The organism is Pseudomonas sp. FIP_A4 (assembly GCF_036701605.1).
GTDB classification, from domain to species: Bacteria; Pseudomonadota; Gammaproteobacteria; order Pseudomonadales; family Pseudomonadaceae; genus Stutzerimonas; species Stutzerimonas phenolilytica.
Genome location: NZ_JAYDXP010000120.1, coordinates 59,055 through 73,059, shown reverse-complemented (window position 1 = coordinate 73,059; position 14,005 = coordinate 59,055). Strand labels below are relative to the sequence as shown.

The following is a 14,005-nucleotide window of genomic DNA, read 5'->3' as shown; positions in this document are numbered from 1 at the left end:
TCGAATCAGCGGTTCGCGCCTTCAGCGCTCGAAGGACACGGCCGCCTGCATACGGCGGCGGGCGAAATATTCACGGGTGAGCTTGACCACCACCGGGCTGAGCAGCACCAGCGAGATCAGGTTGGGGATGGCCATCAGGCCGTTGAGGGTGTCGGCGACCAGCCAGGCGAAGTCGAGCTGGGCGACGGCGCCGAAGGGAATCGCCACGACCCAGAGCACGCGGAACGGCAGGATCGATTTGGTGCCGACCAGGTACTCCCAGCAGCGTTCGCCGTAGTAGCTCCAGCCGAGGATGGTGGTGTAGCTGAACACCACCAGCGACAGCGCCAGTACGTACTGGCCGACGCCCGGCAAGGCGGTCTCGAAGGCCGCGCTGGACAGTGCCGCACCGCTGGCGCCGCTGGTCCAGACGCCGGTGGTGAGGATCACCAGTGCGGTCATCGAGCAGACGATGATGGTGTCGATGAAGGTGCCCAGCATGCCGATCAGCCCCGAGCGCACCGAGCAACGGGTGGTGCCGGCAGCCTGCGCGATACCGGCAGTGCCCAGGCCCGCTTCGTTGGAGAAAATGCCGCGCGCCACACCGAAGCGGATCGCCGCCATCACCGCTGCGCCGGCGAAGCCGCCGGTAGCCGCTGCCGGGTTGAAGGCGTGGTCGAAGATCAGGGCGAAGGCGCCCGGGATGGCCTGATAGTTCAGTGCCAGCACGGTCAGCGAAGCGACGACGTAGCCGACGCACATGAACGGCACCAGCATCTCGGCGACCTTGCCGATGCGCCGGACGCCGCCGAGGATCACCATTCCGGTGACGACCATGGTCGCCACGCCGGTGGCCCAGTCCGGAATGCCGAACGAGCCCTGCAGCGCGTCGGCCATGCTGTTGACCTGCACCATGTTGCCGATGCCGAAACCTGCCAGGCCGCCGAACAGCGCGAAGGCGCCGCCCATCCAGGCCCACCGGCTGCCCAGGCCGTTCTTGATGGCGTACATCGGCCCGCCGACATGCTCGCCGCGCTCGTCCTTCTCGCGGTAATGCACGGCCAGAACCACTTCGCAGTATTTGGTGGCCATGCCCACCAGCGCCGTACACCACATCCAGAACACCGCGCCGGGGCCGCCGAGGAAGATCGCCGTGGCCACGCCCGCGATGTTGCCAGTGCCGACGGTAGCGGCCAGACAGGTCATCAGCGCCTGGAACGGGCTGATCTCGCCGGATTCGTCATCGTCCTTGTGGCGCCCTTTCCAGAGCAGGGCGAAGCCGGCCGGGATGTTCAGCCAGGGCATGAATTTCAGATAGATCATCAGGAACAGACCGGTGCCGAGGATCAGCACCAGCATGGGTACGCCCCAGACAAGGGCATTGATGTCGTTTACCAACGTATTGAGGGTTTCCATAACTACTCCAATCTTGTTTTTATTTGGTAGCCGGTTATTGGCGTGGCCCGGAGGCGGTGGGTGCTTGTGGCTCCCGTGTTGTTATGGGTACGGATTGGTAGTGAGGACACTGGCCGGCGTGCGGCGGGGGATCGCCCCGCCCGCAGGCCGGCTTCCGGTCGAGGCCGGGGGCGCGTCAGTCCTGATAGGCCTCCATCGGTGGGCACGAGCAGACCAGGTTGCGGTCGCCGTAGACGTTGTCGACACGGGCCACGGGCGGCCAATACTTGCTGTCCACCGCGGTCTTGCCGGGGTACACCGCCTGCTCGCGGCTGTAGGGGTGCGACCACTGGCCGGCCAGTTCCGCCGCGGTATGCGGCGCGTTGGTCAGCGGATTGTCGGTGCTGTCCAGCTCGCCGTTTTCCACCGCGCGGATTTCCTCGCGGATGGCGATCATGGCGTCGATGAAGCGATCCAGCTCCTCCTTCGACTCGCTCTCGGTCGGCTCGATCATCAGCGTGCCGGCCACCGGGAAGGACATGGTCGGCGCGTGGAAGCCGAAGTCGATCAGGCGCTTGGCCACGTCGTCCACCGAGATACCGCTGCTGTCCTTCAGCGGGCGCAGGTCGAGGATGCACTCGTGCGCCACCAGGCCGTTGCCGCCGGTGTAGAGCACCGGGTAGTGCTCCTCCAGGCGCCGGGCGATGTAGTTGGCGTTGAGGATCGCCATCAGCGAGGCCTGCCGCAGGCCTTCACCGCCCATCATGCTGATGTACATCCAGGTGATCGGCAGGATGCTGGCGCTGCCGAACGGCGCGGCGCAAACGGCACCGTCCTTGCGCTCCATCCGATCATGCCCCGGCAGGAACGGCGCCAGATGCGCCTTCACACCGATCGGGCCGACGCCCGGGCCGCCGCCGCCGTGCGGAATGCAGAAGGTCTTGTGCAGGTTCAGGTGCGAAACGTCGCCGCCGAACTGGCCCGGGGCACACAGGCCGACCATCGCGTTCATGTTGGCGCCGTCGATGTACACCTGGCCGCCGTGCTGGTGAACGATGGCGCAGATCTCGCGGATGCCTTCCTCGAATACACCGTGGGTCGAGGGGTACGTGATCATCAGCGCGGCGAGCTGAGCCGCGTGCTGCTCGGCCTTGGCGCGCAGGTCGGCGATGTCGACGTTGCCGCGGCTGTCACAGGCCACCACCACCACGCGCATGCCGGCCATGTTGGCGGTTGCCGGGTTGGTGCCGTGGGCCGAGGAGGGGATCAGGCAGACGTCGCGCTGGTCATCGCCGCGGCTCTGGTGATAGGCGCGGATCGCCAGCAGGCCGGCGTACTCGCCCTGCGAGCCGGCGTTGGGCTGCAGCGAGACGGCGTCGTAGCCGGTGGCGGCGCAGAGCATGCGCTCCAGGTCGTCGGTCAGCTGGCGGTAGCCCTGGCTCTGCTCGGCCGGCGCGAACGGGTGCAGGTTGCCGAATTCCGGCCAGGTGACGGGGATCATCTCGCTGGCAGCGTTGAGCTTCATGGTGCACGAGCCCAGCGGGATCATCGCGCGGTCCAGCGCCAGGTCCTTGTCCGAGAGCTTGCGCAGGTAGCGCATCAGCTCGGTTTCGGAGTGATAGCGGTTGAATACCGGGTGCTGCAGGATCGCCGACTGACGCAGCAGGCCCTGCGGCAGTCTGGTCGCGCTGCTGGCCAGCGCATCGAAGTTCGGCAGGCTCTGGCCCGGTTGGGCGAAGACTTCCCACAGACGCTCGACCGCAACGCGATCGGTGGTTTCGTCCAGCGACAGGCCGATGCGCCCGGCATCCACTTCGCGCAGGTTGATGCGCATGTCGCGGGCCTGACGGTGCAGCTGCGCGGTGCGCTCGCCCGTGGCGAGGGTAAGGGTGTCGAAGAAGTTCTGCTGCTCGACGGTAACGCCCAGCGCACGCAGACCCTCGGCGAGGATCACGGTCAGCTGGTGCACCCGCCGGGCGATCTGCGTGAGGCCGCGCGGGCCGTGGTAGACGGCGTACATGCTGGCGATGTTGGCCAGCAGTACTTGCGCGGTGCAGATGTTGCTGGTGGCCTTCTCGCGGCGGATGTGCTGCTCGCGGGTCTGCATGGCCAGGCGCAGTGCCGGCTTGCCGTGACGATCCACCGAGAGGCCGACCAGCCGGCCCGGCATGTCGCGCTTGAACGTGTCGCGGGTGGCGAAGTAGGCGGCATGCGGACCGCCGAAGCCCAGCGGCACGCCGAAGCGTTGCGCACTGCCGAGCGCGACGTCGGCGCCGAATTCGCCGGGTGGGGTGAGCAGGCACAGCGCCAGCAGGTCGGCAGCAACTGCCACCAGCGCCTTGGCGTCATGGAAGCGCTCGACCAGTGCGCGGTAGTCGAAGATGTCGCCGTTGCTCGCCGGATACTGCAGCAGGGCGCCGAAGTACAGGCTGACATCCGTGAGCTCACGCTCGTCGCCGACCACCACCTCGATGCCCAGCGGCTCGGCGCGGGTGCGCAGCACGTCGAGGGTCTGCGGGTGGCAGTGCTGCGAAGCGAAGAAGGCCTTGGCGGCCTTGTTCTTCGACAGGCGCTGGCAGAAGGTCATGGCCTCGGCGGCCGCGGTGGCCTCGTCGAGCAGCGACGCGTTGGCGATCTCCATGCCGGTGAGGTCGCTGATCAGCGTCTGGAAATTCAGCAGCGCCTCCAGGCGACCCTGGGAGATTTCCGGCTGATAAGGCGTGTAGGCGGTGTACCAGGCCGGGTTTTCCAGCAGGTTGCGCAGGATCGGCGCCGGCGTGTGGGTGCCGTAGTAACCCTGGCCGATATGGCTGGCGAACTGCTGGTTCTGCGCAGCGATGGCCTTGAGCCGGGCCAGTGCCTGGGCTTCGCCGAGGCCGGCGGTCAGCTCGAGTACGCTGGTGTCCTTGATGCTGTCGGGGATCACGCTGGCGCCGAGCGTCTCCAGCGAGTCATAGCCCAGCTGCTGCAGCATGGCGGCGGTATCGGCCGCACGCGGGCCGATGTGACGGCCAACGAATTCGTTGGCGGTGTCGAGGGGGAAGGGCTTGTTCATCGGGCCTCCTCAGACATCGTCGCTGGCGTTGAGCAGGCGGTCGTAGGCGGCCTGGTCGAGCAGATCGGCCACGGCGCTGGCGTCTTGCGGGCGGAAGCGGAAGAACCAGCCATCCTGCAGCGGCGAGCTGTTGACCAGCTCCGGGCTGGCTTCCAGCGCGGGGTTGACCTCGACGATCTCGCCTTGCAGCGGCATGGCGATATTGCTGGCGGCCTTCACCGACTCCAGTACCGCGACCTCGTCACCGGCGGCGTATTCCTGCAGCTCCGGCAGCTGCACGAAAACCACATCCCCCAGCGCCTCCTGGGCGAACGGTGTGATACCCACGGTGACCAGGCCGTCGCTATCCAGACGCAGCCATTCGTGATCGGCCGTAAAACGCAATTCGCTCATGGGTGAACTCCTGACTCTTGTTAGGGGCCCGCGACAATCCGCAGCGGGTGGAAAGGCTCGTGCGTTGCAGCGAGCGATTACCCTGATCAGAGCAAGGACAATGCCTGATTTGAAATATCCTTATAAATCAGTAGCTTGTCTAATTCGTGAGTAAGCCGTCGTAGCCGATCTGGAGCGATTTCGATACAGCTGAGGCGACATTGCGCACGCCAGCGTGCGCAGTCGGCCGCTTTGATGCTCTGTAACGATTTCATTCCGTTTGTAGCGAAATCGAAACGGCTCTGGAGCCAATGCGACATGGGCGCTGAGCGGGGCGTTTGGCGACCGCTTACCGGGAGGGAATGCCGTACTTGCGCAGGCGCATGGCGATGGCCGTGTGCGAGGTGCGCAGGCGCGTAGCCAGCAGGCGGCTGGAGGGGTAGCTGGCGTAGAGCGTTTCCAGCAGTTCGCGCTCGAACTGGCTGACCGCTTCGCTGAGACTGCCGACTTCCTCGGTAGGCACGGCGGTGGTCGTGCAGGCGATGTCCAGATCGCTGATCTCCACCGCGCTGCCTTCGCAGATTGCCGCGGCGCGGAAGATCACGTTCTGCAATTGCCGCACGTTGCCCGGCCATTGGTTGGCCAGCAGCGCCGGATAGGTGGCCGGCACCAGGCGGCAGGGCGTGCGGCGAATCTGCGCGCAGGCCTGTTCGAGGAAATGCCGGGCCAGCTGCAGGATGTCCTCGCCACGCTCGCGCAGCGGTGGCACGGCGAGGGTGAGCACGTTGAGGCGGTAGAACAGGTCTTCGCGGAAGTGGCCTTCGTCGACCATGCGCTGCAGATCGCGGTGCGTGGCGCTGAGGATGCGCACGTCCACGCGGATCTCGCGCTCGCCGCCGACGCGACGGAAGCTGCCGTCGCTGAGAAAGCGCAGCAGCTTGGCCTGCAGATAGGGCGACATCTCGCCAATCTCGTCGAGAAATACCGTGCCCTGGTGCGCCAGCTCCAGCAGCCCCGGCTTGCCGCCGCGCTGGGCGCCGGTGAAGGCGCCGGGCGCATAGCCGAACAGCTCGCTTTCGGCGAGGTTTTCCGGCAGCGCCGCGCAGTTCAGCGCGAGGAAGGGCGCGTTGCGCCGCGCGCTCAGCGTGTGGCAGGCGCGCGCCACCAGCTCCTTGCCGGTGCCGGTTTCACCCTGGATCAGCAGCGGCGCATCCAGGCTGGCGACACGCAGCACGCGGGCCTTGAGGGTGCGCAGCGGCGGCGAATCGCCGAGCAGCGCATCCAGGCCTTCGGCGTGGTCATGGTGCAGCGCTGCCAGGCGGCCGCCGATACGGTTCGGTGTGTAGAGCGTCAGCAGCGCGCCGGCCAGATGATGCGCACCCGACAGGTCGGGATCGCTGATGGGCATGGCGTCGAGCAGCAGCGACTGGCCTTCGAGCGTGACCTCGTGCATCGGCAGGCGAAAGCCATGCGCCACCAGATTGCTGTGCAACTGCGCATCGCCGAACAGCGCGCTCAACGGCTGGCCCTGCGGATCGTGGCCGGCCAGCTCGATCAGCGCGGGGTTGGCCAGCAACACCTGGCCGCTGGCATTCACCGCCAGCACCGGATCGGGCATGGCGGCGAGCAGCGCATAGAGCTGCAGGTTGCGTTGCTGGCCCGGCAGGAGGTCGACCACCTCGACCGCGCGTACACCCCGCACGTTGAACAGCGCCTCGCGCAGTTCTTCGAGTACCTCGGCGCTGAGCGCCGGCGCGTCGATATAGACATGCGGCGGAATCATCTCCACCGCATCGAGGTTGAGGTTGCGTCCGCCGAGCAGCGCAAGAACTTCCTGGGTGATGCCGACGCGATCGATGAAGGTGACGTGGATGCGCATGGGTGAGCCGGAGCGATTGCGGGAGAGAGCAAGTATGCCGCTATTCGCCGCGCCTCACACGCGGGCGAACGGAGCGCTATTTCGACAGGAAGGTCGGCTCGGTCAGGGGCAGCGACTCGGCCTCCAGGCCCAGGCGCTGCGCGTCGGACAGGTCGCGAACCGCCTCGCGGGCGGCCACGCCGGCGTTGGCGCGATATTCACTCGGGGTGCAGCCGACGAGCTGTTTGAAGGCCCGGGCGAAGTAGGACGGATCGCGAAAGCCGGCCTCGTAACCGATGGTGGTGATGGACATCCGGCTGTTGTCGAGCCGGTCCTTGGCCAGTTCCAGGCGCTTGCCCAGCACGTACTCCTGGTAGCAGACGCCGTGCACGTCCTTGAACAGGCGGCTGAAGCGCGAGGGCGTCATCCCGCACAGCTGCGCCAGGTCTCGCTGGTCGATGTTTTCGCACAGGTGCTGGTCGATGTAGTGCAGCGCGCGGGCGAGCGACTGGTGCTTCTGGTGATCGGCAGTAAGACGGATGCTGGCCGGCAGGTCGGGAAAGTGCTCGCTGGGCGTCTTGCGGTTGCCGCCCTCGGGCTGCTGGCGCAGCTCGCAGAGCTGTTGCAGTGCCAGGCGATAACGCTGCAGCTCGGCTGCTGACAGCGGCAGGGTGAGGTACTCCCAGACCCGCGAGCGCATCGCCCACACCGCCAGCTCCTCGGAGTGCTGCACGGTGAACATGGTGATCGGAATCGACGGCGCGGCGCGCTTGACCTGCTGCAGCTGGTTCAGGCCGAGCACGTCGGGGCGATCGTAGTGCATGCAGATCATGTCGATCCGGCGGTTGTGCGGGCTCGCGACAAGGCTGTGGCTCTGTAGCAGACGGCATTCGGCGAACGGGGTGAACTGTTGCATCAGCGTCGCGGTACTGCGGTCATGGGACAGGTCGAGCCAGAGCAACAAAGGAAGGGTGGGCGAGTTTGACTTCTGCACAGACTCAGCTCTTGGTTGTACTTGTTCGCAGAGAGTATTGGCGATGCGCCATCAGTCGCTAGGAATCGATTCTGCTAAGCGCTGCGCTAGATGGCTATTTGCCGTTATGAGTGTGCGAACGCTTCCCATCCGCCCCGCCAACGTCGCCCGAGGGCGCCAACCAGAGCGTTTGCGGCGTCTGGAAATTGAGTCCTAGCGACCCGCAACGGAGTCCTAACCGAGTAGTGGCACTCTGACTATCTTCCACCTCGAGCGGCGCACGAAGCGTCGCCAGCTGTTGAACCGACATTCCTCAGTGAGGTGAGCGAAATGACCATTCAAACGATCAAGCGCGCAGTGCTGAAGTTCGCGAAGGACGAAGACGGGCTGACCATCGTGGAGTATGCGGTGGCGGGTGGGTTGATAACGGCGACTGTCGCGCTTGCATTTACCAACCTTGGCGCTGCGGTTCTTGCCAAGATCAACCAGCTCATTACAGCGCTTGGCGGGACTACGGCTGCTGCTCCGACGAACTAGTAGTTATGAGCCCTCAAGGCTGGGTCAGCGGGCTGTTGCTGCTCTCGCTGCTGGGTTATGCGGTGGTCAGCGATCTGCGCCACCACCGCATCCCCAACCTGTTGATCCTGACCGGTTTGGCGCTGGGGCTGGCCGGGCAGCTGTTCAGCGGGGGGCTGGGCGGGCTGGGGCAGGGGCTGCTGGGGGGATTGATCGGCTTCGGGCTGTTTCTGCTGCTGTACGCCGTGGGCGGTATGGCGGCTGGCGATGTGAAGCTGATGGGGATGGTCGGGGTGTTCCTGACGCCCGCACAGGCGCTGGGGGCGACCGCCGCCAGCCTGATGGCCGGCGGCCTGTGCGGGCTGGCTCTGGTGGTCTGGCGCGGGCAGTTGCGCCAGACGCTGGGGCGCTACGGACTGATGCTGCGCACCCAGACCTACCTCGCCGCAGTGCCGGGTGAGGTCGCCGGCCAGCCGTTTCCGTATGCCATCGCAATTCTGCTGGGCACGCTCGCCAGCAGCCTGTGGTTCCACTTCAACTAGCGCGGGAGGCCGCCATGTACGCCGTCAGCGATAGCGATGCCTACCCGAGCGAGCGTGAAACGGTGCAGCGCCTGGCGCCGCAGCCGCGCACCATCGCCGAGACCGGGCTGAGCGACCAGCTGCTCGTCGATCTGCTGTGCAAGCACCTGCACGAAGGCGGCGCGCTGGACATGGCGCGGCTGGTCGACCGGCTGGCGTTGCCCGGCACCGTGCTGGAGGAAGTGCTGGGCCTGCTGCGCAAGGATGGCCGCATCGAGGTGCTCGGCCAGCACAACGGCCAGGCGCTGCGCTACGGTCTGACCGAGCGTGGCCGAAACGCCGCGCGCGACGCGCTGGATCGCGGCGGCTACATCGGTGCCGCGCCGTTTCCGGTGAGTACCTATCGCTCGCTGGTCAAGCTGCAGACCGTCCACCACGCACGAATCGACGCCGAGAAGATGCGCGCGGCCTACAGCGGCGTGGTGCTCGCCGGCGAACTGCTCGACCAGCTCGGCGTGGCGGTGAATTCCGGCCGCGCGATCATGATCTACGGCCCGGCCGGTACCGGTAAGACCTACATCAGCGGCCGCCTGATACGGCTGTTCAGCGAAGCGATCTGGGTGCCGCACGCCATCGCCGTCAACGATGCGGTGGTGGAAATCTACGACCCGCAGATTCACCAGCGTCTGGATGAACCCGGACAGAACAACCTGCTGCTCAACGAAGGCATCGACCGGCGCCTGCTGTGCTGCATGCGCCCGCTGGTGGCCTGCGGTGGCGAACTGAGCATGGAACAGCTGGACGTGCGCTACGACCCGCTGAGCCGGCGCTTCCTGGCGCCGCTGCAGCTCAAGGCGAGCAACGGCCTGTTCATCATCGACGACCTCGGGCGCCAGCGCATGCCGCCGGCCGAGCTGTTCAACCGCTGGATCGTGCCGATGGAGGAAAAACGCGACTTCCTCAACCTCGGGGGCGGCCGCCAGTGCGTGTTGCCGTTCGACCTGATCCTGGTGTTCTCCACCAACCTCAATCCGCTGGAACTGGCCGACGAGGCCTTCCTGCGGCGCATCGGCTACAAGCTGCGCTTCAGCTACCTCAAGCCCTCGGAATACCAGGGCATCTGGCGCCAGGAGAGCGAGCGCCTGGGGATCGACTTCGATCCGCAGCTGCTGCGCTACGTCCTGCGCGAACTCTACGAGGCCGAAGGCATGCCGCTGGTGCCCTGTCACCCGCGTGACCTGCTGGGCATGGCGCTCGATCGCCAGCGCTACGTCGGCGCCAGCGGCCCGCTGACCCCGACCGACCTGCACTGGGCCTGGAAAAACTACTTCGTTCAGCTCGACTACCTCGAATAAGGAGATGCAGACATGGGCTCACGTACCCTCACGCTGATCGCGCTATCGCTGCTGCTCGGTCTGGGCGCGGTCTGGATGGCCAACAACTGGCTGAGCGCCCGGCTCGACGCCGGCACCACCGACAAGACCCAGAACGTGGTGGTGGCCACCACCGAGATTCCCTTCGGGCAGATGGTCGAGGCGCAGCACGTGACCCTGGTGCGCATGCCCAAGGGCACCGTGCCGGACGACTCCTTCGCGACCACCGAGGAGGTGATCGGCAAGATCGCCACCTTCGGCATGCTGCGCGGCGATGTGCTGCGCGGCGCGCGGCTGGCCGAGCACCTGGGCGGCAGCACGCTGGCCTCGCTGATCGCCACCGACAAGCGCGCGGTGTCGGTGCGCGTCGACGACGTGGTGGGGGTGGGCGGCTTCCTCCTGCCGGGCAACCGGGTCGATGTACTGGCCACCAAGCGCAAGGGCAGCGGCGATGAAGCCGAGGCCAAGACCATCCTCGAAGACCTGCGCGTGCTGGCCGTCGACCAGACCGCCAGCACCGACAAGACCCAGCCGGTGGTGGTGCGCGCGGTCACGCTGGAAATGACTTCCGAGGAAGCCGAAGAGCTGGTCAAGGCCATGACCGAAGGGCGCCTGCAACTGGCGCTGCGCAACCCGCTGGATAACCAGAAGAAACCCGTCGCCGCCGCGCCGGCCGCGGCTCCCGTGGCCGTGGCGCCGAAACCGGTGGTGCGCCGGCGCGCGCCGGCGGATAGCGGCGTGACGATCATTCGCGGCACCGAGGTGAACATGACGAAGGTGGGCCTGTAGGCCACCACCGCCAGCGACGCGCGGCCGCGACGGCCTGACATGCAAGGAGAGGGCTATGAAGAACATGCGCAGAGTGGGGGCTCTGGCCCTGATGCTGGGGAGCCTGGCGATGCTGTCCGGGCTGGCGGGCGCCGAAACCGTGCCGGCAGTACGCGCCACGCCGGCGGCCAATATCAGCGACGTGCAGGTGCCGATCTACAAATCGCGGGTGCTGACCACGCGCACGGCGGTCAAGCGTATCTCGGTGGGCAACCCGGCGATCGCCGACATTCTCATCACCAGCCCAACGCAGCTGTACCTGCTCGGGCGCTCGCTGGGCAGCACCAACGTGCTGCTGTGGGACGGCAACAACCGCCTGATCGACAGCCTCGATCTGGAAGTGGTGCACGACCTGAGCGGGCTCAAAGGCAAGCTGCATCAGGTGCTGCCCAACGAGCCCATCGAAGTGTTCAGCGCCCAGGGCGCGCTGGTGCTGCGCGGCCAGGTGAGCAATGCGGCGGCGATGGACAGCGCGCTGAAGCTGGCCGAGAGCTACGCCCAGCAGGCCACCAAGGACGATAAGCAGGGCGCGCCAGCCGGCGCCGCCGCTGAGCAGCCGATGCCGCTGATCAACCTGATGAGCGTCGGCGGCAGCCAGCAGGTAATGCTGGAGGTGAAGGTCGCCGAGATGCAGCGCAACCTGTTCAAGAACCTCAACGTGCGCTTCAACGCGTTGGACTTCGGTTCGTCCGGGCGCTGGTCGGGCGGGGGGTTCAACAATGGCGACGGGTTGGGCTTCGACGAGGACGGCCTGGTCAACCCGACCACGCTGTTCGGCGACGGCACCGGCATCTTCGGCCAGTTCCTGTCGGACAACTTCCTCTTCAACGTGGTGCTCGAAGCGGCCAAGGACAATGGCTCGGCCAAGGTGCTCGCCGAACCGACGCTGACCACGCTGACCGGGCAGCAGGCGGAGTTCATCTCCGGTGGCGAATTCCCGGTGCCTATCACCGAAGACGATGGCATCACCATCGAGTTCAAGGAATTCGGCGTCGGCGTGAAGTTCCTCCCGGTGGTACTCGATTCCGGGCGGATCAACCTCAACCTCAACGTATCGGTCAGCGAACTCTCCAACGCCAATTCGCTGGTGCTCGACACCGGCCTGGAAAGCATCCTCGGCAACGGCGTCAACCAGGTCATCCCGTCGCTGACCAAGCGCAGCGCGCAGTCCACCGTCGAGCTGGGCAACGGCCAGACCATCGCCATCGCCGGCCTGATCAGCGAGAACACCCGCGACTTCGTCAGCCGCTTCCCCGGCCTGGGCGATGTGCCGGTGCTGGGCCAGCTGTTCCGCAGCCAGCAGTTCATCCACGGCGAGACCGAGCTGGTGATCCTGGTCACGCCGCATCTGGCCAAGCCGGTGGATGCGCGCACGGTGCGCCTGCCGACCGAGCATTTCGTCGAACCCAGCGACGCCGAGTTCTACCTGCTCGGCAAGACCAAGGGCAGCACGCCGGGCCGCGCGGTGCCGGTGAGCCTGGGCATCAGCGAAGGCCGCTTCGGCCACGACCTCAAATAACGGAGCCGCCACCATGAAAACCATCGTTCCGCTGTGTCTGTTCGCCCTGCTGGCCGGTTGCATTCCCTATCAGGAAGGCCGCGTCGGCCCGCTCGGCAGCTCGGTCAACGCCACGCTCTACCAGCAGATCGCCGACCAGCAGACCGCCGCCAACCCGGGTACGGCGCTGCCGGCGACCGGCTTCGACGGCCCGCTGACCGAGCAGGTGCTCGACGGTTACCGCGACGTCACCGGCGATGCCCGGCAGGTTGCGCAGCCGATCCAGATCAACCTGGAAAACTGAGGCCGGCGCCATGCACGCCTCACGCGCAACGCACTCGCTACCCCGGCACCAGCGTGGCTCGGTCATGGCGTTGGTCGTCCTGGCGCTGGCCGCAATCCTGCTGATGGCGGCGCTGGCGCTCGATGGCAGCCACATGCTGGTCAACAAGACACGCCTGCAGAACGCCGTGGACGCCGCCGCGCTGAGCGGCGCCAAGACGCTGCAGCAGGTCATGGGCTCGGGCAACGCAGGCACGCTGAGCCGCGACGCCGCGCTCGACACCTTCCGGCGCAACGCCGAGGCGGCCGGCAACCACGAGCTGGGCGAGGCGGTGGGCAGCGACCTGGGCGACTTCGTGCGCGTCGAGCTGGCGGCCAGCGTCTATGGGCCGTTCGCCTTCCCGGGGCCGACCGATGCCCGCTACGTGCGCGTGACCGTGGCCGAGTTTCCGCTGGCGCGTTTCTTCTGGGGAATGCTGTCGATGTTCGGCAGCGACGCGGACAAGCGCGTGGCGGCGGTCGCCACCGCCGGCCCCAGCCCGACCATCGCGCCGTGCAAGATCGAGCCGATCCTCGTATGTGGCGATCCGACTAAGCACAACCCCGAAAACAACGAGTTCTGGGGGTACGAATTTGGCGATCTGGTCGCGCTTACCTGCGACAAGCCTGGCAGCCCGAGCGCGGGCAACTGCCAGTTATTGCGTCTGGCTGGCGGTTCTGGCGGCGCCGCTATCCGCGAGGCGTTCTGCGCAGGCGTCGAGCAATGCACCATCGTGGGCGATTCGGTGGATACCGAGCCCGGCATGACCTGGGGGCCGGTGGCCCAGGGTTTGAACACTCGTTTGGGTATCTACAACGGCCCAGTCAACGCCACAAGCTGCCCGGCGGACTGGTTCACGGATTACAGCGAGCCGCTAGTGGTCATGGACGGTTCCACGCCCAAATTTCAGGGACAAGAGGTCATCAGCAACTCCGGCAACCTGTCGGCCGGCGGCACCTCTCTGGTTGATGCCAATGATTGGCAGCAGACCACCCAGGAATGCGCCAGCAATCCTGATTTATGTAGCGGGGTAGCCGAGCGGCGAATGCTCAATGTGGTAATCGGCGATTGCGCTGGTGTTCCCGGTAGCGGCGCCACTTCGGTACCCGTGCTGGGATTCGGTTGCTTCTACCTGCTGCAGCGAGTGGAGCAGGGTGGGACCGATAAGCAGGTGCTTGGCCAGTTCGTGCGTGAATGCCAGGGCGATGGTGTCGCCGGTCCCACGCCAACGGAAGACAGCGGCCCGCAGATCATCCAGCTGTACAAGACCTACATCGATAACAACCGCACGCCGAGCAGCGATTCGTGAGGAGGC

Annotated in this window: 12 protein-coding genes; 7 read left to right on the top strand and 5 right to left on the bottom strand. The window is 66.3% G+C overall.

The features are described 5' to 3' along the window. Window positions 1-21 precede the first annotated feature (21 nt). The 5 genes from U8L64_RS06910 to U8L64_RS06890 form a co-directional block, all read right to left on the bottom strand. Window positions 22-1,395, bottom strand: a complete 1,374-nt coding sequence (locus U8L64_RS06910; RefSeq protein ID WP_054094870.1) for an alanine/glycine:cation symporter family protein — start codon at window positions 1,393-1,395, stop codon at window positions 22-24. A 175-nt stretch (window positions 1,396-1,570) separates the two neighbouring features. Beyond that, the gene (gcvP, locus tag U8L64_RS06905) at window positions 1,571-4,429 is read right to left on the bottom strand and encodes an aminomethyl-transferring glycine dehydrogenase (protein WP_333395080.1); all 2,859 of its coding nucleotides are present in this window, start codon (window positions 4,427-4,429) and stop codon (window positions 1,571-1,573) included. 9 nt (window positions 4,430-4,438) lie between these two features. Further along, a complete protein-coding gene (gene gcvH, locus U8L64_RS06900; RefSeq protein ID WP_008567590.1) occupies window positions 4,439-4,822 on the bottom strand; it encodes a glycine cleavage system protein GcvH in 384 nt (127 codons plus the stop codon). A 328-nt stretch (window positions 4,823-5,150) separates the two neighbouring features. Beyond that, complete coding sequence (locus U8L64_RS06895) at window positions 5,151-6,680, bottom strand: sigma-54-dependent transcriptional regulator (RefSeq protein ID WP_333395078.1); 1,530 nt, start codon at window positions 6,678-6,680, stop codon at window positions 5,151-5,153. Window positions 6,681-6,756: 76 nt separating this feature from the next. Beyond that, window positions 6,757-7,653 carry a helix-turn-helix domain-containing protein gene (locus tag U8L64_RS06890; RefSeq protein WP_370525247.1) on the bottom strand — a complete coding sequence of 299 codons (897 nt, stop codon included), beginning with the start codon at window positions 7,651-7,653 and terminating at the stop codon, window positions 6,757-6,759. 309 nt (window positions 7,654-7,962) lie between these two features. On the opposite strand from U8L64_RS06890, the gene U8L64_RS06885 reads away from it, so the two are divergent. From U8L64_RS06885 to U8L64_RS06855, 7 genes are all read left to right on the top strand, one after another. After that, complete coding sequence (locus tag U8L64_RS06885; RefSeq protein ID WP_008567587.1) at window positions 7,963-8,169, top strand: Flp family type IVb pilin; 207 nt, start codon at window positions 7,963-7,965, stop codon at window positions 8,167-8,169. A 5-nt stretch (window positions 8,170-8,174) separates the two neighbouring features. After that, window positions 8,175-8,690, top strand: coding sequence for an A24 family peptidase (locus U8L64_RS06880; RefSeq protein ID WP_333395075.1), 516 nt, complete (start codon window positions 8,175-8,177; stop codon window positions 8,688-8,690). A 14-nt stretch (window positions 8,691-8,704) separates the two neighbouring features. Continuing rightward, entirely contained in the window at window positions 8,705-10,024 is a 1,320-nt protein-coding gene (locus tag U8L64_RS06875; protein WP_043298992.1) for an ATPase AAA, read from the top strand. Between the two features lie 12 nt (window positions 10,025-10,036). After that, window positions 10,037-10,831: a Flp pilus assembly protein CpaB gene (cpaB, locus tag U8L64_RS06870; RefSeq protein ID WP_333395073.1), complete on the top strand. Its 795-nt coding sequence runs from the start codon at window positions 10,037-10,039 to the stop codon at window positions 10,829-10,831. A 55-nt stretch (window positions 10,832-10,886) separates the two neighbouring features. Beyond that, a complete protein-coding gene (locus U8L64_RS06865; RefSeq protein ID WP_077682467.1) occupies window positions 10,887-12,389 on the top strand; it encodes a type II and III secretion system protein family protein in 1,503 nt (500 codons plus the stop codon). A 13-nt stretch (window positions 12,390-12,402) separates the two neighbouring features. Beyond that, on the top strand, window positions 12,403-12,672 hold the full coding sequence (locus tag U8L64_RS06860; RefSeq protein ID WP_077682468.1) for a hypothetical protein: 270 nt from the start codon (window positions 12,403-12,405) through the stop codon (window positions 12,670-12,672). A gap of 64 nt (window positions 12,673-12,736) precedes the next feature. Then, window positions 12,737-13,999, top strand: a complete 1,263-nt coding sequence (locus U8L64_RS06855; protein ID WP_333395070.1) for a Tad domain-containing protein — start codon at window positions 12,737-12,739, stop codon at window positions 13,997-13,999. The last annotated feature ends 6 nt before the right edge of the window (window positions 14,000-14,005 follow it).

Excerpts from the sequence above, each read along its gene's own strand:
- U8L64_RS06860 (WP_077682468.1), top strand. The coding sequence starts at position 12,403 with ATGAAAACCATCGTTCCGCTGTGTCTGTTCGCCCTGCTGGCCGGTTGC.
- cpaB (WP_333395073.1), top strand. The coding sequence starts at position 10,037 with ATGGGCTCACGTACCCTCACGCTGATCGCGCTATCGCTGCTGCTCGGT.
- U8L64_RS06910 (WP_054094870.1), bottom strand. The coding sequence starts at position 1,395 with ATGGAAACCCTCAATACGTTGGTAAACGACATCAATGCCCTTGTCTGG.
- U8L64_RS06865 (WP_077682467.1), top strand. The coding sequence starts at position 10,887 with ATGAAGAACATGCGCAGAGTGGGGGCTCTGGCCCTGATGCTGGGGAGC.
- U8L64_RS06895 (WP_333395078.1), bottom strand. The coding sequence starts at position 6,680 with ATGCGCATCCACGTCACCTTCATCGATCGCGTCGGCATCACCCAGGAA.
- U8L64_RS06885 (WP_008567587.1), top strand. The coding sequence starts at position 7,963 with ATGACCATTCAAACGATCAAGCGCGCAGTGCTGAAGTTCGCGAAGGAC.
- U8L64_RS06855 (WP_333395070.1), top strand. The coding sequence starts at position 12,737 with ATGGCGTTGGTCGTCCTGGCGCTGGCCGCAATCCTGCTGATGGCGGCG.
- gcvH (WP_008567590.1), bottom strand. The coding sequence starts at position 4,822 with ATGAGCGAATTGCGTTTTACGGCCGATCACGAATGGCTGCGTCTGGAT.
- U8L64_RS06880 (WP_333395075.1), top strand. The coding sequence starts at position 8,175 with ATGAGCCCTCAAGGCTGGGTCAGCGGGCTGTTGCTGCTCTCGCTGCTG.
- gcvP (WP_333395080.1), bottom strand. The coding sequence starts at position 4,429 with ATGAACAAGCCCTTCCCCCTCGACACCGCCAACGAATTCGTTGGCCGT.
- U8L64_RS06875 (WP_043298992.1), top strand. The coding sequence starts at position 8,705 with ATGTACGCCGTCAGCGATAGCGATGCCTACCCGAGCGAGCGTGAAACG.